This is a genomic window from Arthrobacter pityocampae (genome assembly GCF_002927275.1).
GTDB lineage: Bacteria > Actinomycetota > Actinomycetes > Actinomycetales > Micrococcaceae > Arthrobacter_D > Arthrobacter_D pityocampae.
Genome location: NZ_PRKW01000001.1, coordinates 684,097 through 710,585 on the forward strand (window position 1 = coordinate 684,097; position 26,489 = coordinate 710,585).

Here is a 26,489-nt window from a genome sequence, read left to right on the forward strand (position 1 = left end):
ACTACCAAGCCTACAGAGGATCGCCCCGTCAAGAGGCGGAAGACAGGAGCCCGGAACCGGTCCCGTCGTCGTACACTTCGCGCCAGGGACCCGCAGGATCGGCCTGAGGACAGGGATCGCGGGCGATCGGCCGCCGGAGCGGCGCCGCCGCGGATCGTACGCGCATCGTTACCCCGGTGATGCGTTTCACCTCTAAAGGCAGCAGGCAGCCCCCGGATCGGGGACCGCCTACTACCTCTCATACGGGCCGCACGTCGACGCCCGCGGCCAGAGCCCGGCTCAGGCGACCTCGGGAGGCAGGACCAGCCCGGCCCCGGGGATCGCCGCGAGCAGGGCCTGCGTGTACGCGGTCCGGGGGTTGTCGAACACCTCGTCGGTGGTGCCCTGCTCCACGAGCCTGCCCTTCTCCATGACGGCCACGTGATCGGCGATCTGCCGGACCACCGCGAGGTCGTGGGTGATGAAGAGGTAGCTCAGGCCGAGTTCCGACTGCAGGTCGGCGAGCAGGGTGAGGATCTGGGCCTGCACCAGCACGTCGAGCGCCGAGACGGCCTCGTCGCAGATGACCACCTCGGGGTCGAGGGCCAGCGCGCGTGCGATCGCCACGCGCTGCCGCTGTCCGCCCGAGAGTTCGTTCGGGAAGCGCTGCATCATCGCGGACGGCAGTGCCACCTGGTCGAGCAGCTCGCGGACCTTCTTCTCCCGGCTCTTCGCGTTACCCACGCCGTGGACGCGGAGGGGCTCCTCGATGGTCCGGTAGATGTTGTACATCGGGTCGAGCGAACCGTAGGGGTCCTGGAAGATCGGCTGCACCCGGCGGCGGAAGTCGAACATCTCCTTCCGGCCGAGGGTGGTGATGTCCACGCCGTCGAACCGGATGCTGCCGGACGTCGCGCCCTCCAGCCCGAGGACCATCTTCGCGACGGTCGACTTCCCCGACCCGGACTCCCCCACCACCGCGGTGGTGGTGCCGCGCGCGATGGAGAAGGACACCTTGTCCACCGCGGTGAAGTCGGTGGACTTCCCCCAGTTGCCCCGGATCTTGAAGACCTTCGTCAGGTCCTCGACCTCGATCACGCGGTCCATGACGGCGCCGGCAGGCGCCGCCGGGGCGAGCAGGTCGTCCGTGGCGATGCCGGCCTTCTTGGCGGACTCGATGCGGCGCGACGCGATCGACGGCGCGGACGCCACGAGCTTCTGCGTGTACGGATGGCGGGGGTTGGTCAGCAGCTCGAGCGCCGGCCCCGCCTCGACCACCTGCCCCTTGTACATGACGATCACCTTGTGCGCGCGTTCGGCGGCGAGACCGAGGTCGTGGGTGATGAGCAGCACGGCGGTGCCGAGCTCCTCGGTCATGGTGTCCAGGTGGTCCAGGATCTGCCGCTGCACGGTGACGTCCAGGGCGGATGTCGGCTCGTCCGCGATGAGCAGCCGCGGCCGGCAGGACAGCCCGATCGCGATCAGGGCGCGCTGGCGCATGCCGCCGGAGAACTCGTGCGGGTACTGGTTGGCACGGGACGCGGCGTCGGGCAGACCAGCCTCGGCGAGCACCTTCGCGACGTCCTGGGGTCCGCTGGGCAGACCGTTGGCCTTCAGCGTCTCCCTGACCTGGAACCCGATCTTCCAGACCGGGTTCAGGTTGGACATCGGGTCCTGGGGCACCATGCCGATCGAGGAGCCGCGGAGGGCGACAATGCGCTTCTCCGAGGCGTGGGTGATGTCCTCGCCGTCGAAGATGATGCTGCCGTTGGACACCCTGCCGTTGGCGGGCAGGAGGCCGATCGCGGCGAGCGCCGTCGTCGACTTGCCGGATCCCGACTCCCCGACGATCGCGACGGTCTCGCCGGGCATCACGGTCAGGTGCGCGTTGCGCACCGCCGGGACGTCCCCGTTCGACGTCGAGAACGTGATCGCGAGGTCCCGGAGTTCGAGCAGCGGCCGGGGCCCATCCGTACCGTCTGCGGCGGCGTGCCCGCGCGTCCCGGTGTGTGTGGTGTGGCTCATCGTTTGCGTGCCTTCGGGTCGAGAGCGTCACGCAGGGCATCGCCCAGCATGATGAAGCTCAGAACGGTGATCGACAGGGCGAGGCCCGGCCAGAAGATCGCCATGGGGTTGCTGCGGAGCGACGGCTTCGCGGAGAAGATGTCATTGCCCCAGGACATGACGTCCGGCGGGAGTCCGATGCCGAGGAAGGACAGCGTCGACTCCGCCACGATGAACGTGCCGAGGGAGATCGTCGCGATGACGATGACCGGCGCGAGCGCGTTCGGGATGACGTGCTTGACGAGGGCCCCCAGCGGCGAGACACCCAGCGAGCGGGCCGCGGTGACGAAGTCGGCGTTGCGCACCTCGATGACCGCCGCGCGGGTGATGCGTGCGATCTGCGGCCAGCCGAAGGCCACGAGGATGACGACGAGCGTCCAGACGTTCCGGTTCTGCTGGAACACGGGCAGCTGCACGACGACGATGGCGCCGAGGATCAGCGGGAGGGCGAAGAAGATGTCCCCGACGCGGGCGAGGATCGCATCGACCCAGCCCCCGAAGAAGCCCGCCAGTGCGCCGATGAGGCCGCCGATCAGGACGACGCCGAGCGTGGCGAACAGGCCGACGGTCAGCGAGGACTGCGTGCCGTGCACCACGCGGGAGAGGATGTCGCAGCCCTGCACGGTGAAGCCGAGCGGGTGCCCCGGAGCCGGTCCCCCGTCCGAGTTCTCGAGCAGGCAGTTCTCGTTGGGGGGTTCGCTGGTGAAGAGGCCGGGGAACAGGGCCACGAAGATGACCGCGAGGATCAGGAGCGCGCTGATGATGAACAGCGGCTGCTTCCTCAGGCTGCGCCACGCCTCCCCCCACAGGCTGCGGGGGGCGGCGTCGGACACGGCGCTGTCCGTGGCCCGGACGGGCGTCTCGTCCGGGTCGGCGACGAAGTGCTCGATCGGGTAGGCGGACGTCTTGGTGCGCACCCGCGCCGGGGCCTCGACGGTCCCGCCGGTGGCGGAGGGGAAAGTTGGTTCAGGCATATCGAATCCTTGGGTCCAGCCACGCGTACAGGAGATCCACCAGCAGGTTGGCGAGGCAGAAGATGAGGATGAGGAACGTGACGATCGAGACGACCATCGGTCCGTCACCGTTCAGCACGGCGCGGTAGAGGGTGTTGCCGACGCCGTTGACGTTGAAGATGCCCTCGGTCACGATCGCGCCGCCCATCAGGGCACCGAGGTCGGCGCCGAGGAACGTCACGACGGGGATGAGGGAGTTGCGCAGGACATGCACGACGACGACGCGGCGGCGGCTGAGGCCCTTGGCCGTCGCGGTGCGCACGTAGTCCGCGTTGACGTTCTCGATGACGCTGGTCCGGGTCAGGCGCAGGACGTAGGCGAAGGACACCAGTCCCAGGACCACGGCCGGGAGCAGGAGCTCCGTGACGGTGGCGTCCCCGCTCACGGTCGGGTTGGTCCACTGGAGCTTGACGCCGATCAGGAACTGCATCAGGAAGCCGAGCACGAAGATGGGCACGGCGATGACGATCAGGGACACGACGAGGACCGACGAGTCGAAGAGCCTGCCCTTGCGGAGCCCGGCGATGAGGCCGAAGACGATCCCGAAGACGGCCTCGATGACTAGGGCCATGATGGCGAGCTTCGCCGTGGTCGGGAAGACCTCGGCGATGATCGTCGCGATCGGGCGGCCGGAGAAGTTCACGCCCAGATCGAAGGTCAGCACGCCCTTGAGGTACAGCAGGTACTGGATCCAGAAGGGCTGGTCGAGGTTGTACTGCTCGCGCAGGCCGGCGACGACGGCGGGCGTGCAGCCGCGCTCACCGCAGATGGCGGCGGTGGCGTCACCCGGGAGGCTGAAGACGAGGAAGTACACCAGCAGGGTGGCACCGAGGAAGACGGGGACCAGCTGCAGGACGCGGCGGACGATGTACCAGACCATCAGCGCGCTCCTGCCGGTGCGGCATGCATCCGGACGGGATGCGGGTGGGTGTTGCTCATGAGGTGTGGAACCTTTTCGTTGGAGCACGGAAAAGGGGCCCGCCCTGTGCGGGCAGGCCCCGGAACCGTGATGGGTTACTTGCCGGTGATGGCGTAGTAGAGCGGGACGCCGTTCCAGCCGAACTCGACGTTGTCCACGTTGTTGCTCCAGCCGCCCTGGGCGACCTGGTACCACAGCGGGATGGCCGGGAGGTCCTCCAGGAGCGCCTCCTGGGCCTTGTTCATGGCCTCGTTGCCCTCCTCGACGGACTCGGCGGCGAGTCCGTCGGTCAGCTGCCCGTCGAACTCGGGGTTGCTGTAGCGGGCATCGTTGGACCCGGCGCCGGTGGCGTAGATGGGTCCGAGGAAGTTGTACAGCGACGGGTAGTCGGCCTGCCAGCCGGCGCGGAGAGCGCCCGTGAGGGTCTCGTCCGTCGCCTCGGTGCGGGCTTCCTTGAAGGTCGCGTACGGCTTGCCCGAGACCTCGATGCCGAGGTTGTTCTTGATGTTGTTCACCACGGCCTCGACCCACGTCTTGTGGTCGCCCTTGTCGGCGTTGTAGCCGATGGTCAGGGGCTCGGACTCGTCGTAGGGCGAGATCTTCTCGGCGTCGGCCCAGAGTTTCTTGGCCTCCTCCGGGTTGTACTCGAGGTTCTCGCTGCCGGGCAGGTCCTCGCTGTAGCCGTCGAGGACGGGGGCGGTGAAGTCCTTCGCGGGTTCGCGACCGCCGTTGAAGATGACCTCGGTGATCTCGTCGCGGTTGATCGCCATCGACAGGGCCTGGCGGCGCAGCTTGCCGGCCTCGCCCTCCCAGTTCGGGAGGTAGTACGGCACGGCGATGGTCTGGTTGCCCGCGTAGGGCGACTCGATGGACCGCTCGCCGAGATCGTTCTTGAAGTTCTTGATGTCGCTCGTCGGGATGGTCTTGAGGACGTCCAGGTTGTCCGAGATCAGGTCCTGGTAGGCCGTCGTGTCGTTCTGGTAGATCTTGAACGTCACCCCGGCGTTCTGGGCGGCCTGGGGGCCGTCGTACTCCTCGTTCGGTACGAGCTCGATCTGCTGGTTGTGCTGCCAGGCACCCTCGGACGCGAACTTGTAGGGTCCGTTGCCGATCGGGTTCTCACCGAACGCGGCGGGGTCCTCGAGGGCTGCGGCGGGCAGCGGGTAGAACGCGCTGTAGCCGAGGCGGAGCGGCCAGTCGGATTCCGGCTGGGACAGGGCGACGGTGAAGGTGCGGTCGTCGACGACCTTCAGGCCGCTCAGGGTCTCCACGGTGGAGCCCTCGGCGCTGGCCTCGTCGTAGCCTTCGATGCTCTCGAAGAAGTAGCTCGAGAGCTGGGCGTTCTTCGCGGCCGCACCGTAGTTCCAGGCGTCGACGAACGAGCTCGCGGTGACGGGGTCACCGTTGGTGAAGGTCTTGCCCTCCTTGAGCGTGATCGTGTAGTTCTGGGCGTCCTCGGTCTCGATGGACTCGGCCATCTCGTTCTGGGACTTGCCGTCGGCGTCGTAGCTGACGAGGCCCGCGAAGACGAGGTCGAGGATCGCCCCGCCGCCCACCTCGTTGGTGCTGGTGGGGATCAGCGGGTTCTGGGGCTCCGAGCCGTCCACCACGATCACGGCGTCGGTGGTGCCGGCCTCGGCGTCGGATCCGGTGTCCCCGCCGCCGCATGCGCTGAGCGAGAGGGCGGCGAGGGCCGCGACACTGAGCATTTTGGAAGTGCGCGTGAAACGCATTCCGCCTCCTAATAATTGGGTCGTACCGGCCCTGTTCCAGCCGATTCAGTGGCTCCGCAGAGAGCGAGAGCCAACTCACACCGAGAAACTATATGCCCGTTCCGTTGCTTCTCTGAACATCAGGGGGCGTCGAGCGCCCGACGCCAGCCCTCCCGGCACACGGAAGAGCCCGCCCTGCCGGGGCAGGGCGGGCTCTCCGGCGGCGGGGTCAGTCCGTGGTCGCCAGCAGCTTCGCGCGGAGCTCGCGGCGTTCGCGCTGCTTCTCGGGATCGGGCAGCGGGACCGCCGCCAGGAGGCGCTGCGTGTACGGGTTCTGGGGGTTGCGGAGGATCTGGTCCCGGGCACCCTGCTCCACGATCCGGCCGCGCTGCATCACGCAGATGTAGTCCGCGAGCACGTCGACGACCGCCAGGTCGTGGGTGACGAACAGGCAGGCGAAGCCGAGCTCGCGCTGCAGGTTCTGGAACAGCTCGAGGACCTTCGCCTGCACGGAGACGTCGAGGGCCGACGTCGGCTCGTCCGCGACCATCAGCTTCGGCTTGAGCGAGAGCGCCCGGGCGATCCCGACCCGCTGCTTCTGGCCGCCGGAGAGCTCGTGCGGGTACCGGTTGCGGTACGCGCGTGGCAGCTCCACCTGGTCGAGGAGCGCCTCGATGCGTTTCTGCAGCTCACCGCCCTTCGCCTCGCCCGCGAGGTACATCGGCTCGCCGATGCTCTCACCGATCGGCAGCCGGGGGTTCAGGGAGGACGACGGGTCCTGGAAGACCATGCCGACATGGCGGCGGACCTTGGCGAGCTCCTTCGAGGTGGGGCGGAACCCCGAGATGTCCGTGCCGACGACCTTCATGGATCCCGCGGCGACGGGCAGCAGACCGACGGCGGCCCGCCCGATGGTCGTCTTCCCCGAGCCGGACTCCCCGACGAGGCCGATGACCTGCCCGGGGTACACGGTCAGGTTCGCGTCCTCGACGGCGCGGAACGCCGGCACACGCCCCTGCTTCGGGTACTCGATGGCGACGTCGATGAGTTCGAGGACGGGCGCCGCCCCGGGCGTGGCGTGCGAGGCCTCCTGCTCGACCTCCTCGAGCTGCGCGAGGACGTCGTGGGCGCGTCGTTCGAGCTCGCCGGGATCGACCGTCTGCAGCTCCGTGTGGGTCGCCGCCGCGAGCGCCGCGGTGATGTCGACGTCGTCGTCCCCGGCACCCTGGCCCAGGTGCGGCACGGCCGCGAGGAGTGCCTTGGTGTACTCGTGCTGCGGGTTCCGGAAGATCTGCTCGGCGGTGCCGGTCTCCACGATGCGGCCCTGGCGCATCACCGCGATGCGGTCGGCGAGGTCCGCGACCACGCCCATGTCGTGGGTGATCAGGACGATCGCGCTGTTGAGCTTGGTCCTCAGGTTGCGCATGAGGTCGAGGATCTCCGCCTGCACCGTGACGTCGAGGGCCGTGGTGGGCTCGTCGGCGATGAGGAGCTTGGGGTCGCAGGACAGGGACTGGGCGATCATGGCGCGCTGGCGCTGGCCCCCGGAGAGCTGGTGCGGATAGGACCTGAAGGCCTTGTCCGGATCGGGCAGTTCGACCATCTGCAGCAGGCGCAGCGCGCGCTGCTTCGCCTCGTCGGGCGAGATCTCGTTGTGCAGGCGCAGCGTCTCGATGATCTGGAAGCCGACCGTGTAGACGGGGTTCAGCGCCGTCATGGGTTCCTGGAAGATGACGGCGACGTCGTTGCCGCGGATCTGTCGCAGCCTCGCCGCGGACATCGTCAGCACGGATTTGCCGTTGAGCAGCACCTCGCCCGTGACGCGGCTGTTCGAGGGCAGCAGCCCGAGCAGCGACATCGAACTCGCGCTCTTGCCGGAACCGGACTCCCCCACGATCGCGAGCACCTCTCCCGCCCTCACCTCGTAATTGAGGTCGATGGCGGCGGGGACCCACTTCTTGTCGACGCCGAAGTCCACGCTGAGGTTCCTGACCTCGAGCACGGGACCCTGGGGTGCCGGCAGGTCCGCCCCGGTGTCTCCGGTGCCGCCGATGACCTGGGTACTCATGAAAGGTCCTCCTTTGTGGGCGAGGCGCCGCGGGATCGCGAGCCCTCCTGGTGTGCCGCGAGCGGCGGCCGTGCTGGGATCATTGAGCCATGAAGAACTCGAGGGTGGCCGGGGCCACCGTGTTCAGGCCGCGCACCAGCGTCTGGTTCACGGCCGTCGCCGTGGTGGCCGCGGTCGGCGGCCTCGCGGCCGTCGTCGTCGACCAGGGTGCCGCCGGCCTGCTCGTTGGCTGGCCGCTGATCGGCGTCGCGTACGCCGGCTGGTGGCTGTTCTGGTACCCGGCGGTCGTGTTCGATGCGGACGCCGTCACGCTCCGCAACCCGCTGGCCACCCTCCGGATCCCCTGGTCGGCGCTGATCGACGTCGACACCAAGTACGCACTGAAGCTCGTCACGCCGTCGGGCGCCTACACCGCCTGGGCGGCGCCGGCGCCCGGGGTGTGGGGAACCCACGCGGGCAAACCCGAGCACATCCGGAACCTGCCGGCCACGAGCTACGGCCCCGGCGGTTCCGTCCGCCCGGGCGACATGAAGAACACCGACTCGGGGTACGCCGCGTACGAGGTGCGCACCCGCTGGCAGGACCTCGTGGAGAGCGGCAGGATCGACGTCGACCGCCCGGGGGTCGTCCACCGCCGGTGGAACTGGCCCTGCATCGCCGGCGCGCTCCTGCTGGTGGCGGTCGGCGTCGCTACGCCGGCCCTGGGCTCCTAGGCTCGTATTCACGCGGCGGCAGGCTTTGCTGATTCCTTGGCCCGGCTCGCGCTGAACTTCTTCTGCCGCGGATCGAAGGCGTCGCGGAGGCCGTCACCGATGAAGTTGATGCACAGGCAGATCAGCACGATGAACAGGCCCGGGAACCAGAACAGCCACGGGCGCGTCTGGAACGCCTCCTGGTTCTGGCTGATGATCAGGCCCAGCGAGACGTCCGGAGCCTTCACGCCGAACCCGATGTAGCTCAGCGCGGTCTCGAGCAGGATCGCGGAGGACATCAGCAGGGTCGTGTTCACGATGATGACGCCGACGGCGTTCGGCAGGATGTGCTTGAAGATGATCCGGGTGTTCGAGGCTCCGGCGATCTTCGCCGCGTCGACGAACTCGCGCTCGCGCAGCGACAGGAACTCGCCACGGACCAGCCGTGCCAGACCGGTCCAGAGCACGAGCCCGAGGAACAGGCCCAGGAGCCAGATCTGCGCACCGGCGCCGACCAGGCGGTTCACCCCTTCGCCCAGGGTCGCGGCCGCAAGGACCACGGGGATGATGATGATGACGTCGGTGAAGCGCATCAGCACCGCTTCGGGCCAGCCGCGGAAGTACCCGGAGCAGGCGCCGATGATGACCCCGACCAGTCCGGCGAGGGCGCCGATGATGAACATGATGATGATGGAGTTCTGGGTGCCGCGCATCGTCATGGCGAAGTAGTCGCGGCCGATCGAGTCCTGGCCGAACGGGTGCTCCCCCCAGCTGAAGGGGCCGGTGACGGTCGGCGCGCCCCCGTTGACCAGCGGGAGGAACTCGGTGTGGTTGTACTTCCACCACCCGGGGATGCCGGCGAAGCCCACCGAGCTGAACGCGAGGACGAAGATTACGGCGAAGACGACGAGGCTGATGATCGCCGCCGTGTTGTCGAAGAACTTCTTCCGGACGATCTGGCCCTGCGACAGGCCCTTCGCCTCGGGTTCGACCTCCGGGTGCACCGGTCCGGTGACGGTGCCCGGCTCGGTGCTGGGGACGTCGGAGGGAGTCTGGATGCTCATGCTTTCACCCTTACGCGAGGATCGAGGACCGAGTACGCGACGTCGGCGACGAGGTTGAAGACCAGCGCCAGGATGCCGGCCACCAGGAAGAAGCCCATGATCGGATCGGGGTCCGTCCGCTGGAGGGCCTGGACGAAGAGCTGGCCCATACCGGCGAAGGCGAACACCTGTTCGGTGATGATGGCGCCGCCGATCAGCGCACCGACGTCGAAGGCCACGAGGGTCGCGAGCGGGATCAGCGCGTTGCGGAACGCATGCCGCATGACGACCGTCCGTTCGCTGAGGCCCTTCGCCCGCGCCGTGCGGATGTAGTCCATGTTCATGATCTCGAGCATCGACGCGCGGGAGTAGCGGCTGTAGCTGGCGAGGGACGCCAGGAGCAGCGCGAGCGTGGGGAGGAGAAGATGCGTGAAGGTGTCCAGACCGTTGATCCAGAACGTGCCCTCCAGCCCCGGTGTCTCGGCGCCGACCGTGGCGATCGGCCTGCCCCGGACCCGCGGGTTGTCCACGTAGGACGGCCACGTGACCATGAAGCGGTCGACCACGATGAGCAGGCCCATGAGCAGCCCGGTGAGGGCTGCCGCCCGCATGCTCTGGCCGCGGTCGTAGCCGCCCATGGCGAAGCCGACCCCCATACCGACGAGCACGGTGGTGATCGCCAGGAGGATGATCATCCAGACGGTCGCGGCGTTGAGGATCGGGTTGACCACGTAGTAGGCCACGAGGCCCAGGGCCACCATGATCAGCGAGGAGTACAGGGCCTTGCGGTTGCGGAGGCCCGCCGTGAGCAGGACGATCCCGAAGGCGATGCCGACTCCGGTGAGGAGGATGACGATCGGTCCGAGGCCGGGGTCGGCGAACCAGCCCACGAGGTCGAGGACGAAGAGCAGGGCCGCGGCGACGACGGCGCCGAGCAGGAAGGCGATCCCCTTCCGCTTCCAGGACCTGCTGGCGAAGAGCGCCCAGATGAGTCCGCTCGCGATGGCGACGACGGCGATGGTGGAGGGTGGTATGTCGGGATCGTCGAGGAAGTTGTTGAAGCCGATGGCGCCGAATTCCTTGAGCAGGACGGCCAGCCAGAAGATCGGGAGGGAGAAGAACAGGAAGGACATGAACGTCACGCCGTAGTCGAGCCCGCTGTACTGGCGCAGTGCCGTGATGATGCCGAGCGAGATCCCGATGATGATCGCGAGGATGGTGGCGGTGGTGACGAGCGTGATGGTGTTGCCCATCGCCCGGCTGAGCGAGGTGGTGACGGCCTCACCCTGGATGCTGGTCCCGAGGTCGCAGGTGGCGGCGAAGGGGACGATGCACTTCGCTGCCCCGGCGAGCCAGCCGAAGTAGCGCAGGGGCGCAGGGGTGTTCAGGTCGAGGAGTTCGGTCCGCGCCTGGATGAGCTCGTCCCGGTTCGGGGCGCTGCTCGCCCGCAGGTCCTCGAGCGGATCACCGGACAGCGCGGTGAGCTGGTAGACGACGAAGGATGCGCCGAACAGGATGAGCACGGCAGTCACCAGACGCCGCACGATGTAGGTCACCATAGGTTTCAGGCCTCAAGATCGGAGCGGGAAGAAGTTCCCGGGTTACCGCAGATTGTAGTGGAGTGACACAGAAGAAGGCGCCGGGCCGGGTGGTCCCCCGTCCCGGCGCCTTCCTGTGGTCGAGCGTGTTCCGGTGTCGGAACTACTGGACGACCTGCCAGTCCCAGAAGTTCCACCAGACACCGGTCTGGTTCGGCATGTACTCCATGCCGGTCACGTTGTCGCTGTGGGCGTCGACGCCCGGCACCTGGAAGAGCGGCAGTCCGTACTTCGAGTCCCAGATCAGCTTGTCGATCTCGATCTGGAGGGCGTCCTGCTCAGCCGGATCCGTGGTCACGATCAGCTCGTCCATCAGCTTGTCCGCCTCGGGGCTCGAGAACCCGTTGAAGTTCGAGCCGTTGCCGGTCTTGAAGATCTGCGGAACGCCGGACACACCGACGCCCGAGTTGATCCAGCCGAAGATGGTGGCGTCGTAGGTCCCGTTGCCGAGTGCAGCTCCCCAGTCCGAGGATCCGAGCCCGCCGTCGACGACCTTGAATCCGGCCTGGGCCGCGGATTCGGCGATCAGCGTGTACGAGTTCAGGCGGTTCGGGTTGTCGCGGTTGTACATGATGCGGACCTCGGGCGTCGCCCCGGCCAGGAGCTCCTTCGCACCCTCGATGTCGACCTCCGCATAGGTGTCCGACCCGTTGCTGGAGGCGGCGTCCTCGTAGGGCTCCTGATCGGTGAGGAACAGCTGCGAGTCGAGCGGCACGGCGTCGGGGTTGATCTTCTTGACGATCGTGTCGACGAGCTGCTGGCGCGGCACGGTCTTCATGAACGCCTCGCGGACCTTCTCGTCCTCGAACACGCCGCTGAAGTTGAGGTCGAGGTGGTCGTAGGAGAGCTGGTTGCCCTGCTGCACCGTGACGCCCTCGAGGCCCTCGAGCTGCTCGACCGTGTCGGCCGACGCCTGCGGGGCGATGATGTCCACCTCGCCGTTCTGCAGGGCCTGCACCTGGGCGGGTGCCTCACCGATGTAGCGGACGGTGATCTCGTCCACCTTCGGGATCGGACCCCAGTCGTAGTCCTCGTTGCGGGTCAGCGTCATCGACTGGTCCGGCGTGATGGCCGAGGCGATGAACGGGCCGTTGGAGAGGAAGAGCGAGGGGTCCGTGGGAAGCGACTTCGTGTCGAAGCCCGTGTTCCAGAAGTCCGCAACCGCCTGGATCTCGGGACGATCGACGGGCTTCTCCGGATCGCCGGCGGGCGTCGTGTTGATGAGCTCGATCAGCGCATCCTCGTCGGCGAGACCGCCCTTCTCGGCGAGGACGTGGGCGGGCGTGTCGATGCCACCCTCGCTCATCAGGCCGAAGGCCACCTCGTAGTCGGCGAAGGGCTCGGAGTAGTTCAGGGTGATAGACCGGCCGTCCTCGCCGATCTCCGGGAGTTCGGTGAGCCCGAGGCCGCCTGTGTCGCCCGCGTAGTCGAAGTACTTGGTGCCCGAGGTGACCTCACCGGCGTCGTCGGTCTTGGCGTCGTTGAAGTAGCCGGATTCGATGGCCCATGCAGCCAGCAGGTCTCCGCCGTCGACCGGTTCGCCATCGGACCAGGTGACGCCTTCGTTGACCGTGTATTTGACACTCAGGGGGTCCTCGGAGAGGACCTCCATGGTGCCGAAGTCTTCGTTCTTCACAACCTCGAGGTCGTTGTTGATGTAGACGAAGCCGGAGTGGGTCGCGTAGGCGATCTTTCCGTTGATGTCCACGTTGCCCTCGGAGGTGCTCGAGTTGAACGAGCTGAAGGCATTGACCTCGACGACGCGGATGTTTCCGCCGGTTGCTTCGCCCTCGGTGCCCTCGTCGGTGGACTCAGTCCCCGTGTTGGCAGCGCAGGCGCTCAATGCGAGCGCTGCGACAGCAGCCACTCCCACAGCTTTGGAAGTACGTCCGAAACGCATTCCGCCTCCTCTTTCATAGTGTGGTTGCGGCTCCACGCGGTGTTGCATGACAGCCGGCACATCACCCCATAGGGGTGACGCTACTCACGTGAGCAAAAGCCTAAGTGGACATTGTTACCAACAGGTATCCCCGCAGGAGGCCGCGTAGGTGTTGTTACCGAGCTGCAATCAAACCTTCACAGGTAGTCTCCAGCGCGTACCCAGCAATCCGTGGTCCCCGGCGGTAGTGCTCGGCCGGCGTCCGGGGCGGGCTTCGGCAGGGGCCGCCGCGGCGGGTGCCCGGATCCGTGGGGGCGTTCCCCCGGATCGGCGCCGATGCCCCGGGTCCACGTCCAGGCCGCCCGCCGGTGCTTGATAACGCGTTCACCCCAGTGCTTTGCTAGAAGGACGACCGCAGGATCGATGCCCGCCGGGCGCGGACCGGGAGACCCCGGGGACTGGCACGCGGTACGGACGAGGAGCACCATGGCCTGGCTGTTCGTGGACAAGCATGCGGCGGTCTGGGACGACGACGCCAACGTCCAGGCGGCGATCGGAGCCCTCAAGGCACGCCTCGACGAGCATGCCGAGGTGCACCTGTCCATCCAGAGCAAGGGCTTGAAGGGGCCGGTGTTCGTCATCACCCGCGATACCGTGCTCAGCTCCCCCGAGCTCAACAACCGGTTCAACGCCGATCTGTTCGCCGAACTCACGACGCCGACGGCGCGCAACAGCCCGACGATCCACTGGTTCTCGGACGGGCGCGGATTCGTCTCCGAGACCAACAGTCGGATGTGGTGACGGGCGCCCGGCCCCGGCCGGGTGCGCACGTACGGCGGGTGCTTCCGTGGCCCCGCCACCGCCGATGCGCGGTCACCACGGCAGGCGTCAGTCGCCCTCCGGCCTCCATGGGCCCCACTGCTCGACGCCGGGAACATCCCCGCGCGTCCACCACTGCGTCCGGTACACCGTGCCTTCGAAGACCACCCGGCGGCCCTCGGTGTACACCTCGCCCTCGTCCCACGCCACGGGGTCGGCGGCAGCAGCCTCCTCCGCGGACAGCGAGGGTACGGCCGACGGCGCAGCGCCGGGAGCCCGGGCCTCGGACGCCGCGGTCGGTGCGCCGGATGACTGGACGGTGCTCTCCCGCACCACCCCGTCGCGGGCGGGGCCGCGGGGTGCCGAGAGCAGCTGATCGGACAGGACGGTCAGGAGCGAACCCTTCGTGTCACCCGCCAGGTCCCACCACATGCCCCCGCCGAGCCCCATCTCCCGGATGTAGTCACCCTTGAGTCGCACCGTCTCCGGGTTGTCGTAGCTCCACCACAGGTCGCCGTCGAACCGCCAGGCCGCACCGATCGTCGGGTCGGTGAACTCCTCGCCGACGGCGCGCAGCTCGTCGTAGTCCTCGAGGCCGGGTTCCTCGCCGCCCGGCGCGGGTCCGGTGGCCGGGCCCCACGGTTCGGCCGACTCAGCACCCACCCAGCCCCTGCCGAACATGGCGAGGCCCAGCCCCAGCTGGCCGGGGTCAATCCCGGCGTCGAGATACCTGCGCACCGACCGGTCCACCGAGAAGCGTTCATCCTCCGGGCGTGGATCCTTCGGATCGTCGAAGAGGTTCCCCTGGTGACCGGTCAGCTCCGGCTCCCAGGTCCCCCACAGGTCGTAGCCCTGGAGGTTGCCGAAGTCGAGGTAGTCGAACAGTTCGGGATTGTTCCAGCCGCCGGCCTCGATATCCTCCGGGTTCGCGGGAAGGAAGGCGCTCAAGGAATAGGAGGACCCCGTGGAGGCGCCGTAGGCGTCGAGCTGCGTACGGAATTCCCGCAGCAGCAGCCGGAGGTTGTCGGCGTCGTTCTCGGCGTCCACCCCGTTCCCCTCGAGCCCGTTGTCACTGCCGGGCCACTCCCAGTCGATGTCGATGCCGTCGAAGACTCCGGCCGCGGCCCCGGCCCCTCCCCTGCCGTCGATGACCGGGAGGTTCCCCTTGATATAGAGGTCGATGCAGGAGGCGACGAGCGCCTTCCGTGAGGCGTCGGTGGCCGCGGCGCGGGAGAAGTTCTTCGACCAGGTCCACCCGCCGAGCGAGATCACCGCGCGCAACCCCGGGTTGGCTGCCTTCAGCTGCCGGAGCTGGTTGAAGGACCCGGCCAGTGGCTGGTCGGCGGTATCCGCGGTGCCCGCGATGGAGGAGGCGGCGTCGTAGGCCATACCGTAGTCCGCCCAGGCGTCGGATGCGCCGTCGGACCCCTCCGGCCCGCTTCCCTGAGCCCGGTTCGCCTCGAAGCAGGTGAGCGTCTCGTGGTGGATGTTGCCGAAGGCGTAGTTGATGTGGCTCAGGTGTGCAGCGGCACCCGAGTCCTGGAGGGCCTTCATCGGGAACTGGCGTCCGTAGATCCCCCACTGTGGGAAGTAGCCGACGCTCCGATAGCCGTTGATGCGGGCCGGAGCCGTGGCGGAGTCCTCGGGACCGGCCTCCTTGGAGGGCTTCAGGGCGGCGCAGGAGGCGACGCCGCTCATGGCCAGCAGGGCGACGACGGCCAGAACCCCGATCCGCTGCGAAGGGCGTGGGCGCACTCGTTTCATGGTCTTCTCCGGCAGGTGGGACCCGCAGCGGCAGGCGGCGGCTCCCTCACCCTACGGTATGCGGCGCTATCCCGGTCCCGCCGGGCCGGGGCTGGAGGCGGACAGGTCCGTAGAGTTGTGCGATGCCCTCTGCCGTCGCCAAGGTCGCCTGTTACGTCGTCGAGGATGGTCACCTCCTGGCTTCGGGTGCCTACTGGGTCAGCTGGGCGCCGACGACGAAGCCCTGTGATCGACCTACCGGCCGGGAGCCAGGAGACGTTCGACGTCGTCCGCCAGCTCGGAAACCGGTCGGCGACCATCCAGTTCGAGCGTTGCGCCGCGTCGTAACAGGGGTTCGACGTCGAGGACCTGCTGACGGATGACGGCCTGCTCTGCCCGTGCGTTGCCGTAGGGGTTGTTCGTACGGACCGAGACGCGGTCGATGAGGACCTCGACCGGTGCGCTGAGGAGGATCACGGCCGCGAACCGGTCGTAGAACCGCCCCTGATTCTCCACGGTCCCCGAGACGACGACGGTTCGCTCGGAGGCGAGCAGGGCTGACATGCGCGCTTCGTCCCAGGTGCCGTTCGGAAGCACCCATCCGTCGTGGTCGGTATCGATTCCGTGGTAGCCGCGCCGGATGAGCTCGTGCAGCAGGGTTGTCTTCCCCACCCCGGACATGCCGGTGACCAGGATGCGGGACATGGATCCAGCGTAACGGTGCACCGGCCGTCCGGGACCGACCCGCTACTGCTCCTTTTCCAGGACGAGCACCATTCCCAGTTCACGCCGGGTCGGGTCGAGCGCGTAGGGTTCCGATCCGCCGGTGAGGACGAACCCACGGCGTGCATAGAAGGCCCGCGCCCGCCGGTTGTCCTCGTGCACCGCCAGGCGGAGTGTCGGGCCGTGAGCACCGGCCCAACCTTCGACGGCGTCCAGGAGCCTGTCCGCCACGCCGGCCCGCCGCCCCCTGTGGAGTGGAGTGACGTAGACACCCACGAGCAAGGGTCCGGTCGAAGCGTCGGGAATCCACCCTCCCATCACGCCGACCCACCGTCCTGGGGGATCGACTGCGGCGAAGGAGGCGCTGTTCTCGGCCCGGCTGCGGCGCCCGCGCATCCGCCACTCCTGCTCGTCGTGCAGCAGTGCATCCTCGATGGTCTCGGTGAAGCCCTCCGATGTGTCCCGGATCATTTCGAGACGGAGGGCTCGAATCTGCTGCCAGTCGTCCTCGGTCGTCGGTCTGACCGTCATCTGATGCACGGCACCAACCTACGCGGATTCCGCCGTGGGGCGGATCGGAGCCACGGCCGACTGTTTGCCACCGGTGGTCCGGGACCATCTTGTGCGTTCGAGGAATGAGATTTCGGGAACTGGCGCATCACCGGCAGCGGTCAGCGGAAGGCTCTGCCGTGAGGTGGAACGGCGCAGGAGGCGTTGGCGGTCGTGAAGAAGTGGGGCTACCCGCTGGTTCACGATCCGCCGCTTCGCGAGCGGGTGGGAGGCACGTTCACGAGACTTGGGCGCCCTGATCTCGGTGCCGTCGATAGGGTGTGCGCGGCCCTCGAGCGCAGCGCATCCGATCTCGATATCGTCGCCGCGCAAGCGGGCGCTGACACCAGTCGGGAAGCTTTCGACGCAGCGGAATCGCTGCACTTCCGCCGGGCGGGGCTGGATGAAGAGCTCGCCACCCGACTGTTGTGCTTCGACGAGTACCCGGAATCGCGGCCGATCTACCCGGACGCGGTGCCAGTCCTCGAGCGGCTCGCCGCAGCCGGCTGCCGGATCGTCGTCCTGAGCGACATCCACTTCGACATCCGCCCGCTGCTGAGTGCACAAGGAGCGGGTCACTACATCGACGACTACGTGCTGTTCTTCGAACACGGTGTGCAGAAACCCGACCCGGAAATCTTCGAAGTCGCCCTGCGACGGTCAGCGTCAGACCGGAGCAGGACGCTCATGGTCGGTGACCGCTGGACCCATGACGGGGCGGCAACGGACATGGGCCTCACCACACTGCTGTTTCCACCGCTGACCTCCTTCGGTCCTCGGGGACTCGACCTGGTCAACGCCCTGGTCCTCGGCGCACCGGACGGACCACTTGATACGGAATCCTCGATCCTCCTCTGACCGTGAGGCAGGATGCTGGGGACCCGATCAAGGCTGACCGCTACCGGATGCGCAACTCTTCTGCTTGCCGGTTGCGCCATCGCTCCATCATTCACCGACGACGAGAAACGCGAAATGCGGGAGACCACGAGCGAGTACCAGCAAGCCGTCCTGGAGGACCTCGTGGTGACAGAAACCGAATATCGCGACGCCGTCGACGAGTTGCGCTCCTGCGTCCAGGACAAGGGCTGGGGCGTCGGGCCCCTCGAGGAACACGACGGCAACCAGCTCGGGTTCCAATCCTCCTACGAGGGCGAGAACGCCCCCTCCAATGAGGACATGCAGGCGTGTGACGGGGAGTTCATCACGCAGGTGGGGCCGATCTGGGTGTCCCAGCGCACGCCGCTGACGCAGTAGCTGATGCGTCGCGCCTGTGATCGAGTGACCTGATGGACGACTACGTCAGCTCAGGCTTCTTCTGGTTCACGGTAGCCCTGATCAACGCCGGACTCGCCCAGCAGAAGAACCGCTCCCGTTGGGCGTGGTTCCTCGTCTCCCTGCTGCTGGGACCTCCGGCCACCGTGATGATCGTCATCTGGCCTGCGCCGGTACCCGTGGCGCCGCCGATGTCATGCCGAGGCGGCTGGAGGAACCTCGACGAGTAGCCGCTCATGCGCGGCGTTCCGGCGGAGCTCACCGCTCGGACCCTTCCTCAGGCAGCACCCGGTGGAAGAAAGGAGCGCGTCAGGGACGGTATGGCGCCCAGAGCCGAGCTTTCCGGACCCGACCGCCGGAACCCACCGAATACACAGTTCTGTAGGGGCGCTCCCCCTCAGGCGCCTCGAGCGCTCCGCGCAGGCCGATAAGGCTCCACAGGAAAGTCAGGACCCGCGACAGGAAACCAGCTCCCGCCGCACCGTCGACAGCCAACTCTGTCGGAGTAACCACCTCGAATGACCTACCTCGCCGGACCGCTCGTGCGCGGATCTGCTCGAGCTTCGGGTGCAGCTTTCCGACCGTCATTCCGTTGTCGCTCATTCCCGAAATAGTAGCGATCGATCTCTCGGGGAAGGGCGCGACATCCGGGCGGGTCCGACTCGGAACAACGCGCCACCTCACACAGGTCGAATATCCGCCCTTACTGTTCACGCTTCCGCCCGACTCGGGCGGGAATGTGGTCCGGGAAGACCCGAAGAGCTCCATCTGAAGAGTTCGATTCGGCTCCCCGTTGTCCATGGGAGAAGGATTCCCCGGATGTTGAGGACAGCCGCCGCAGACTGCCCTCGCCGCGTCGGCCGATCAGGCTCTGCTTTCCGATGCTCTTGAATTACGGCCTCAGGGTGCAGGACCGGCAGGATACCGTTGGGTGTATGGCCGACATTCCAGGTCTCGACGAGCTCCTGACCGCACTGAATGCCGGGGAGATGATCCCCGGCGGTTCACCGCACCATGAGTCGATGCACGCAGCGAGCCAAGAATCGCTGCGCGTCACCGCCGAACTCAATGGGCGGTACCAGTCCCCCGGAGAAGTGCGCGCCCTGATGAGCGAGCTGACCGGACGCGAGGTCCCCGAGTCCTTCCAACTCTTCCCGCCGTTCAGCGCCGACTTCGGCAAGAACATTCACTTCGGCGCGGACGTGTTCGTCAACGGCGGCTGCCGGTTCCAGGACCAGGGTGGTATCGAGATCGGTGACGGATCCCTCATCGGCCACAACGCCGTCATCACGACCCTGAACCACGACATGCTGCCAAGCCGACGGGCCGACATGCATCCGGCCCGCGTTGTGATCGGCCGGGGCGTGTGGTTGGGGGCCAACGTGACGGTATTGCCAGGCATCACCATCGGCGATGGCGCTGTCGTGGGCGCCGGTGCAGTCGTCACGAAGGATGTTGCCGCGGGGGCAGTGGTCGTTGGTGTGCCGGCGAAGCAGGTGGGCACGGTCCTGGAAGACTAAGTCCCACTTTTGCTGACAACCGCGACGTCAGAGGTCGAAGCGGAACTTCACCACGTTCCGTAGCAGAATGACCTCTGCCTTCACGACTCCCGAGTGGGCGCCTTGGATCACGCTCTCTTCCTCGTTAGGCCGCGGTGATGACCAGGGCAGTGCTGTGGCCGCCGAATCCGAAAGCGTTGGTGATGGCCGCTTTCGCAGCGGTACATGCGGTCGTCGTGTCGATGACGTTGAGGCGTATCTCCGGGTCGGGGTTCTCATGGTTGAGGGTGCCGGGTAGCCGTCCTGTTCGGAGGGCCTGAAGGGTCACGATAGCCCCCAGTGCACCGGCACCCCCTAGTAGGTGCCCTGTCATGGACTTGGTAGAGGTCACCGGCACAGCATTGCCGACCGCTGCGCTGATTGCACCGGCCTCGAGGAGATCACCGACAGGGGTGGACGTGGCATGTGCGTGGACGAAGTCGATGTCCGACCCTACGAGCCCTGCGGCCGCAAGCGCTTTCTGCATCACCCGCACCTGGATGGCCTGATCGGCGGCCACTATGTCCCCGGCATCAGAGGTCACGGCAGTCCCCGCGATCCGACCGAGTATCTCGGCTCCCCTCGCCCGGGCGAATTCCTCCCGCTCGAGGACGATGATGCCGGCTCCCTCGCCCATCACGAACCCGTTCCGGTCACGGTCGAACGGCCGTGAAGCCGCGGTCGGATCCCCCTGACTCGTGGACAGTGCCCGGAGCTGAGCGAAACCGCTGATGGCCAGGTCATTTACGCAGGCATCCACTCCCCCGGCCACGACGACATCCGCTACTCCCGCGGCGATCATCTCCACACCCTGGGCAATTGCCTCGGCCCCGGAGGCGCAGGCACTGACCGGCGTCCGGGCACCTCCCTGCGCGCCGATGTCCATCGACACCCACGCCGACGGCCCGTTCACCATGATCTGGGTAAGCGTATGCGGAGAGACCCGACGAGGACCCCCGGCATCCAGGACACGAACCTGGGACAGCACCGTACCCAACCCCCCGTAGCCGGACCCGATCACCACAGCGAGCCGGTCAGGGTCAACCGCCGGCGTGCCGGCCTGCGCCCACGCTTCCCGCGAGGCGACCAGTGCCAGCTGCCCACAGCGATCCATCCGCCGGTACTCCCGGGTTGACAGCGACGCTGCCGGATCGGCGGTGACGAGCCCGGCAATCCGCACCGGCAGTTCCTGCGCCCACGGTTCGTCCAACCCCTGAATACCGGACCGACCCGCGATGAGGCTGTCCCACGTCTGCGCGACCGTCCCTCCGACGGGCGTCATGGCACCCATCCCGGTCACCACCACCCCATGCGCGTTCGTCGTCAAGGAAAACCCGTCCTTCTACCCATCGAGCTACTGCTCGAGCCGAAACGTTCAGTCTGCCCGCAACACTATCCGCCGACTGTCGGGGCTCATTTCAGTACCTCACAAAGCCACCCCCCACTCCAACTGGAGACCATGCCTCCGGTCGCAGCGTCGCCGAGATCGATGTTCCGGCCGTCCAGGCAGCTGCTACATACGATTAAGGGGCGCGCGGACGATTCCGGAGGGCGGGACATTCACGACGTCGTCAAGAACGCACAGCAAGCAGGCGTTGAGGCCGTGCGGCCGGCTACGGCGACTACTTCATTCACCGCGTCCGGTACGGAATCGGGCTGACCATCCTCGCCCGGCAGCGTCACTGGCCGGGGCGCCTGAATGGATCGGGCCACCACCAGCGATGCCGCGATTGGCGCTCTTCCCTGCGTCGGGCCGCGTCGAAGTAGTCCTCGCGCGCCGGACCATAGACAGACTGAGGCAGAGCCAATGGTGCACGGCTCAACTCGCATCCTGCCAGTAGATCGCTGATCGCGCCCGGGATTGACCGCGTCCCCTGACTGCCTTTCACCGACCGCCTGAGCTGTCCGCCTTGCTCCGTAAGCCGCATCCCCAGGAACAGTCAACGTCGGCAATACCGGAACCGACCAAAATCGATATCGCCGTCCCTACTTGTTCCTGTGAAGGAACGTCGACCTGCAGCATGTTCCACCCCGACAAAATCGACCTGACCGACGAGGGTCGCTTCGAATGACGCAGCAGGGTCGTGAGCGTTGCAGCACCATCCATGTCTCTTCGGTCCACGCCGTTCAGGTTAAGGCACTTCCAGCCTCCATCACCCTGGACATGCCGGGCACCTTTCCGATGAAGCCATTACACCCCTCAGCGAAAAGAAGGGCTCAGAATGCCACAGCATTCCGAGCCCTTCTCACGACCTAAAGTGAATCGGTCTTACACATTGAACCTGAATTCAACCACGTTTCGTAGCCGACCAACGTCTGGGTTGTGCCTCAGCCACAGCTCGGTCCCGAATGTCTACTCTCCGTCAGGGTAGTAGCTGCTGCTCTTGCTGTAGCCCGGGTCCAGGGCCGAGCGCAGCATCTGATGATCACTCGCATGATCAGTGCAATCGGTGGAGGCGAGGACTTCCACGCTGTCCGTGATTCCGACCCTGTACATCACACTGACGTCGATGCCGTCCTTGGTGTAGTCGACGTAGCGGGGCGTGGACGGGTCGTTACCGGGATCGTCGTCCCGGGTGAGCTCCCACCCTTCCGACGCGAGAACCGCCGAGACGGCGTCGACGACCGCGTCAGCCTGCACAGGGTCCGCGCTGACCGACGCAAGCTGCCCTTCCCACCGTGTCTGTTCCTGCTGTGCTTCGATCTCCGAGCGGAGACAGGAGCGTTCGGCCAACTTCTCGAGCGGTAGATCCAGACCAGCCGTAGCGGCTTCGGCCTGCAGCAGGGGAAGGATGTGCTCCATGCGCTCCTGCGCGCCGGCGAAGTCCGCCCGGTCGGCGTCTGTGGTGCCGGATGGGGCGCAGCCCACACCCGTCACCAGCAGGCCGGCTGATATCAGGACACCGGCCACCCGGGCCCCTGCACGACGCCGCCACACCAATCTTCGTGTGTACTGCACCACTACGTCACGTCCCCCATTCGCGGTACCCCTTGGGCCCAGCACCCGCAGGTCGGCCCCGAAGATCTACTCGCCGTCTGGATAGTACTTGCTGCTCTTGCCGTATCCGGGGTCCAGAGTCGAACGCACCATTTGATGATCCCTCGGATGATCGGTGCATTGTGTCCGGGCAAAAACTTCCACGCTGTCCGTGACTCCCACTTTGTATTTTGCGCTCACGTTGATGCCGTCTTTGGTGTAGTTGATGTAGCGGGGCGTGTACGGGTCATTACTGGGATCGTCGTCCCGGGTGAGCTCCCATCCTTCTGAGGCGAGGGCCGCAGAGACCGCGTCCACGACAGCATTGGCTTGCGCCGAGTCCGTGCTGACCGCTGCAAGCTGCCCTATCCAACTGGTCTGCTCCTGCTGTGCTTCGATCTCCGGGCGAAGACAGGAGATCTCCGCCAATCTCTCAAGTGGCATATCCAGACCAGCCGTAGCGGCTTCCGCCTGAAGCAGCGGAAGAATGTACTCCATGCGCTCCCGAGCGGCAGCGAAATTCGCCCGGCTGGCGTCCGTGGGGTTCTCGGTCATCGTCGTCTCGCTGTCTTGGGAATTAGAGGGGGAAAGAGTGGCGCAGCCCGCCAGGACCAGACCGGAAACGATGACGGCGAGGATGCTTGGTAGGCGGCCGAGCGAGCGCGGGGTATCCCTGGTTCTATGCATACTCATTCCTCCAGGCTCGCGGTGGTAATGGGTTTCAGATTCCCGTTGACGTAGTTCTCTGGCGTGTCCTCGATGGGTGACCGTACTACTTTCGTTCCGAGGTAGGTGGTGTGTTCGACATCCTTGACGAAGAGGCTGACGGAAGACCCGTCAACGACTCCTGTGATGTTCAGCGCGGACGTTGATGCTGGATAGAAGTAATCCAGGTGCCCCTTCATCAGTGACGATGGCGCGTCCGGGTCCGTGAACCCGGATTCCAACCGTGTGGCGCCCATCACCTCGATTGGATTGCCCCCTTCCCAGAGGGATCTACTGTGGAATCCTCCTCCAAGTTTTTGCGCCGCTTTAATCGGGTCGTCCCTGGTCTGGATCCAGTACCGGTTCGCGTCCGGATTCGCCGTGTCTTCGGGCCCTCCGACATTGTGACCGGTGCCGGCGGGGGCCACGTGCACGATGTTTGTCGAGTCCAGTCCCTCCCGCTCCCCAGTTCCGAGCATCGATCCACCCGCACTGTAACCGACATACGTGCTCCTCACCTCCTCCGGGATCTCCAGGTCCACGGCGTGATCGAAAGCCGCAAGCGGCAGGCCACCCTCCTCGTTATATGCAGAGGTCACGTTATTGGGAACCACAGGCGGAAAATCAGCGTCCTGCCAATGGAAACTGACCTTACTTGCGCCGGGTTTACCGCTGGTATCGCCGAGTTTGGTCGAATAATCCTCGAGCATGCCAATGTTCGCTCCAGTACCCGGCACGAGAGTGTTCATGATCCGCGTGTCGGCGAACGGTGTGCCCGTCATCGTCACGATTCGCCCGTCACCTTCCAAATGCCTCACCCCCACGGGTTACCGCGGGTTAACGGCCGAGCCCGGCGGTCAAAGCCAGCTTCCCGACTGATCGAACCGGTGTGCTGTTCTGAGGCCTCGTCCTGGGGGACGACAGAACAGACGCACCCGTGACGACCACACCGCCCCGCTCATGAGGGAGCGCATGGGCCGCTCCGGCCCTGGGTTTGGATGCCGTGTCCCGACTCGACTGACACAACCGGCCAGCTCCGAACCACAGCTGGCAGGTACGCGGACGAGAAGGCGGCCATCGGAAAGTCGGGGCCGCTCGAGTACGTAGCGAACGAGTGGTCTTTCTTGCTACCGCAACTCAGGATCCTGGCGGTTTCGTTATGGACCTTTCGGCGGGCTTGTCATCGACCACGGCGACATGGACCAAGTCCTGCGATATGCGACGAGGCTGCCCCGGTGTGCTCGATTCAGTCCTCGGGATCACGGGTGCCGGGCACCGATGCCGTGATCCTCGCCCCGGGTAGGGTGAGCACCATGATGACGATCCGCGATGTTCTGGGACCGGACTACCGAAAGCCGTCCATGAACCTGGGCTGGGCGGGCAGGGGTGAGTCCGCGGCCGATCTTGCTCCCCGGATAGCGGCGACGACCGCACGGATAGCGGCACAGTATCCGGCTGACTCCATGCACTGGTTCAAGGGTCCCAGCGATTTCGGGCAGGACTTCATCCGCATCCCCGCCGATCCTGGCGCCTTGGTCGAGATGATCGACGCTTCCTTCGACCGATCATCGGGCTATCCGAACCGGACACTTCTGAGTCTGTTTCTCTATGATGATTCACCGGAACAATCTCAGGCAGAGCTCAGCATCGGTGTGGGATCGGGTTCAACAAACAACATCAGCCTGCGCCTCACCGATGATTTCCCGTTGGGCTCCCCGGCGGGAGCAGCGCGCTTGTTCGTGGATCTGGTCCGGATCTGGCAGCCCGACTTGGCAGTCTTTCAAACAATGTCAGCGATCAAGGCGACCATGGGGAAAGGGCATGTCAATCATGCCGGGTACCTGGCCTGGGTCTCGGCGACCGCGTATGGGCCGGAACCGGAGACCGACCGGGAGATCGTCCTGCCGCACGGTGAGGGTTGGGTCTATGTGGCCCGGGAGTGGACGGATCAGGGCGTCGTCGCCCTGTTCGAGGACCTCGTCCGGGGTGGCGCCCATAGGGTGAATGCACGACCGGATGTGCAGAACCCACCCCACGTACCGGAGGGGTACCCCGCCGGACTCGAGGACCTCGACCGCCTGGTCTCGTGGGGCGAGCCCGGATCGTCACCACCTGACTGATCGCACCAGCGCACTGGCACACACTGGACCGAGGTTCCCCCGCCTGCTGTGGGCCGTCCGCAGGCAGGAATCCTTCGTGGTTGCGCATGAACGGGACGAAAAACCCCGCACTCAGTGACGGGAGGACGGTCATCATACGGGCGCCGGGAACCGAGCCCGTGGTTCCTGACCCGGGTACGGTGAGTACCATGAAGACCGTCCGCGATGTGCTGGGACCGGGCTACCGAAAGCCGTCCATGCATTTGGGCTGGGCGGGCAGGACCGAGTCCGCGGCCGAGCTTGCTCCCCGGATAGCGGCGATGACCGCACGGATAGCGGCGCAGTATCCGGCTGGGTCGATGCAGTGGGTCACGGCCCCCGATGACATCGGCGGAGAGCCTGTTCCCATCCCCGTCGATCCTGGCGCCCTGGTCGAGATGATTGACGCCAGTTTCGACCGATCACTGGGCTTTCGGAACCGGACACTGCTGAGCCTGTTCCTGCGTGATGATCCCTCGGACGAATCCAGGACCGATCCCAGCCTCAGCATCGGTGTGGGATCGGGTTCAACAAACAACATCAGCCTGCGCCTCACCGATGACTTCCCGCTGGGGTCACCAGCGGAAGCAGCACGCCTGTTCGTAGATCTGGTCCGGATCTGGCAGCCCGACCTGGCAAGGTTTTCGACGATCTCAGCGATCAAGGCGACCATGGGCAAAGGGCACGTCAACCACGCCGGGTACCTGGCCTGGGTCTCGGCGACCGCGTACGGGCCGGAACCCGAGACCGACCGGGAACTCGTCCTGCCCCACGGTGAGGGTTGGGTCTATGTGGCCCGGGAGTGGACGGACCAGGGCGTCGTCGCCCTGTTCGAGGACCTCGCCCGCGGCGGCGCCCATAGGGTGAGTGCACGACCGGATGTGCAGAACCCACCCCACATACCCGACGGGTACCCCGCCGGGCTCGAGGAGCTCGATCGCCTGGTCTCCTGGGGCGAGCCCGGATCCACACCACCTGACTGATCACCCAGGCGCACCGGTGCACACGCGCCCGAGGCTCCCCCGCCTGCTGTAGGCCATCCGCAGGCAGTACACCTT

Annotated in this window: 23 protein-coding genes; 8 read left to right on the plus strand and 15 right to left on the minus strand. The window is 66.4% G+C overall.

Annotation, left to right across the window (positions count from 1 at the left end; translation table 11 throughout):
- Positions 1–279: 279 nt before the first annotated feature.
- The 5 genes from C4K88_RS03215 to C4K88_RS03235 form a co-directional block, all read right to left on the minus strand.
- A complete protein-coding gene (locus C4K88_RS03215) occupies positions 280–2,004 on the minus strand; it encodes an ABC transporter ATP-binding protein (RefSeq protein WP_104120147.1) in 1,725 nt (574 codons plus the stop codon).
- Positions 2,001–3,017 (minus strand): ABC transporter permease, encoded by a 1,017-nt coding sequence (locus C4K88_RS03220; RefSeq protein WP_104120148.1) that lies wholly within the window; start codon positions 3,015–3,017, stop codon positions 2,001–2,003. The genes C4K88_RS03215 and C4K88_RS03220 overlap by 4 nt, the downstream gene beginning before the upstream one ends.
- Positions 3,010–3,936, minus strand: coding sequence for an ABC transporter permease (locus C4K88_RS03225; protein ID WP_104120149.1), 927 nt, complete (start codon positions 3,934–3,936; stop codon positions 3,010–3,012). Before C4K88_RS03225 ends, C4K88_RS03220 begins: the two co-directional genes overlap by 8 nt.
- A gap of 134 nt (positions 3,937–4,070) precedes the next feature.
- Complete coding sequence (locus C4K88_RS03230) at positions 4,071–5,708, minus strand: peptide ABC transporter substrate-binding protein (RefSeq protein WP_104120150.1); 1,638 nt, start codon at positions 5,706–5,708, stop codon at positions 4,071–4,073.
- Positions 5,709–5,916: 208 nt separating this feature from the next.
- Positions 5,917–7,755, minus strand: a complete 1,839-nt coding sequence (locus C4K88_RS03235) for an ABC transporter ATP-binding protein (RefSeq protein WP_104120151.1) — start codon at positions 7,753–7,755, stop codon at positions 5,917–5,919.
- 89 nt (positions 7,756–7,844) lie between these two features.
- Between C4K88_RS03235 and C4K88_RS03240 the strand changes: the two genes are divergently transcribed.
- The gene (locus C4K88_RS03240; RefSeq protein ID WP_104120152.1) at positions 7,845–8,468 is read left to right on the plus strand and encodes a PH domain-containing protein; all 624 of its coding nucleotides are present in this window, start codon (positions 7,845–7,847) and stop codon (positions 8,466–8,468) included.
- A gap of 8 nt (positions 8,469–8,476) precedes the next feature.
- Here the strand turns inward: C4K88_RS03240 and C4K88_RS03245 are convergent, their stop codons facing one another.
- The 3 genes from C4K88_RS03245 to C4K88_RS03255 form a co-directional block, all read right to left on the minus strand.
- Positions 8,477–9,511 carry an ABC transporter permease gene (locus C4K88_RS03245; RefSeq protein ID WP_104120153.1) on the minus strand — a complete coding sequence of 345 codons (1,035 nt, stop codon included), beginning with the start codon at positions 9,509–9,511 and terminating at the stop codon, positions 8,477–8,479.
- The gene (locus tag C4K88_RS03250) at positions 9,508–11,049 is read right to left on the minus strand and encodes an ABC transporter permease (protein ID WP_104120154.1); all 1,542 of its coding nucleotides are present in this window, start codon (positions 11,047–11,049) and stop codon (positions 9,508–9,510) included. Before C4K88_RS03250 ends, C4K88_RS03245 begins: the two co-directional genes overlap by 4 nt.
- A gap of 142 nt (positions 11,050–11,191) precedes the next feature.
- On the minus strand, positions 11,192–12,988 hold the full coding sequence (locus C4K88_RS03255; protein ID WP_104120155.1) for an ABC transporter family substrate-binding protein: 1,797 nt from the start codon (positions 12,986–12,988) through the stop codon (positions 11,192–11,194).
- Positions 12,989–13,453: 465 nt separating this feature from the next.
- On the opposite strand from C4K88_RS03255, the gene C4K88_RS03260 reads away from it, so the two are divergent.
- The gene (locus C4K88_RS03260; RefSeq protein ID WP_104120156.1) at positions 13,454–13,768 is read left to right on the plus strand and encodes a hypothetical protein; all 315 of its coding nucleotides are present in this window, start codon (positions 13,454–13,456) and stop codon (positions 13,766–13,768) included.
- Positions 13,769–13,855: 87 nt separating this feature from the next.
- Here C4K88_RS03260 and C4K88_RS03265 read toward each other — a convergent pair whose 3' ends face one another.
- The 3 genes from C4K88_RS03265 to C4K88_RS03275 all read right to left on the minus strand — a co-directional run bounded on the left by C4K88_RS03265 (position 13,856) and on the right by C4K88_RS03275 (position 16,783).
- On the minus strand, positions 13,856–15,541 hold the full coding sequence (locus C4K88_RS03265) for a glycosyl hydrolase family 18 protein (protein WP_241521676.1): 1,686 nt from the start codon (positions 15,539–15,541) through the stop codon (positions 13,856–13,858).
- 243 nt (positions 15,542–15,784) lie between these two features.
- Complete coding sequence (locus C4K88_RS03270) at positions 15,785–16,234, minus strand: AAA family ATPase (RefSeq protein ID WP_104120158.1); 450 nt, start codon at positions 16,232–16,234, stop codon at positions 15,785–15,787.
- 42 nt (positions 16,235–16,276) lie between these two features.
- Positions 16,277–16,783, minus strand: a complete 507-nt coding sequence (locus C4K88_RS03275; RefSeq protein ID WP_104120159.1) for a GNAT family N-acetyltransferase — start codon at positions 16,781–16,783, stop codon at positions 16,277–16,279.
- Between the two features lie 192 nt (positions 16,784–16,975).
- Between C4K88_RS03275 and C4K88_RS03280 the strand changes: the two genes are divergently transcribed.
- From C4K88_RS03280 to C4K88_RS03295, 4 genes are all read left to right on the plus strand, one after another.
- Entirely contained in the window at positions 16,976–17,659 is a 684-nt protein-coding gene (locus tag C4K88_RS03280) for an HAD family hydrolase (RefSeq protein ID WP_206604332.1), read from the plus strand.
- Positions 17,660–17,773: 114 nt separating this feature from the next.
- Positions 17,774–18,055, plus strand: coding sequence for a hypothetical protein (locus C4K88_RS03285; RefSeq protein WP_104120160.1), 282 nt, complete (start codon positions 17,774–17,776; stop codon positions 18,053–18,055).
- Positions 18,056–18,087: 32 nt separating this feature from the next.
- Positions 18,088–18,303 (plus strand): hypothetical protein, encoded by a 216-nt coding sequence (locus C4K88_RS03290; RefSeq protein ID WP_104120161.1) that lies wholly within the window; start codon positions 18,088–18,090, stop codon positions 18,301–18,303.
- A 705-nt stretch (positions 18,304–19,008) separates the two neighbouring features.
- Positions 19,009–19,593, plus strand: a complete 585-nt coding sequence (locus C4K88_RS03295) for a DapH/DapD/GlmU-related protein (RefSeq protein ID WP_104120162.1) — start codon at positions 19,009–19,011, stop codon at positions 19,591–19,593.
- Between the two features lie 124 nt (positions 19,594–19,717).
- On the opposite strand, the gene C4K88_RS03300 is transcribed toward C4K88_RS03295, so the two are convergent.
- From C4K88_RS03300 to C4K88_RS17065, 4 genes are all read right to left on the minus strand, one after another.
- Positions 19,718–20,938, minus strand: a complete 1,221-nt coding sequence (locus C4K88_RS03300) for a beta-ketoacyl-[acyl-carrier-protein] synthase family protein (RefSeq protein ID WP_438502320.1) — start codon at positions 20,936–20,938, stop codon at positions 19,718–19,720.
- Positions 20,939–21,964: 1,026 nt separating this feature from the next.
- Positions 21,965–22,522 carry a hypothetical protein gene (locus C4K88_RS03305; RefSeq protein ID WP_104120163.1) on the minus strand — a complete coding sequence of 186 codons (558 nt, stop codon included), beginning with the start codon at positions 22,520–22,522 and terminating at the stop codon, positions 21,965–21,967.
- A gap of 114 nt (positions 22,523–22,636) precedes the next feature.
- Entirely contained in the window at positions 22,637–23,143 is a 507-nt protein-coding gene (locus tag C4K88_RS03310; protein WP_146065597.1) for a hypothetical protein, read from the minus strand.
- 134 nt (positions 23,144–23,277) lie between these two features.
- Positions 23,278–24,042, minus strand: a complete 765-nt coding sequence (locus C4K88_RS17065; RefSeq protein ID WP_146065598.1) for a hypothetical protein — start codon at positions 24,040–24,042, stop codon at positions 23,278–23,280.
- 564 nt (positions 24,043–24,606) lie between these two features.
- Here C4K88_RS17065 and C4K88_RS03320 point away from each other — a divergent pair.
- A complete protein-coding gene (locus tag C4K88_RS03320) occupies positions 24,607–25,413 on the plus strand; it encodes a hypothetical protein (RefSeq protein ID WP_146065599.1) in 807 nt (268 codons plus the stop codon).
- Between the two features lie 188 nt (positions 25,414–25,601).
- Positions 25,602–26,414, plus strand: coding sequence for a hypothetical protein (locus C4K88_RS03325; protein WP_146065600.1), 813 nt, complete (start codon positions 25,602–25,604; stop codon positions 26,412–26,414).
- Positions 26,415–26,489: the final 75 nt, after the last annotated feature.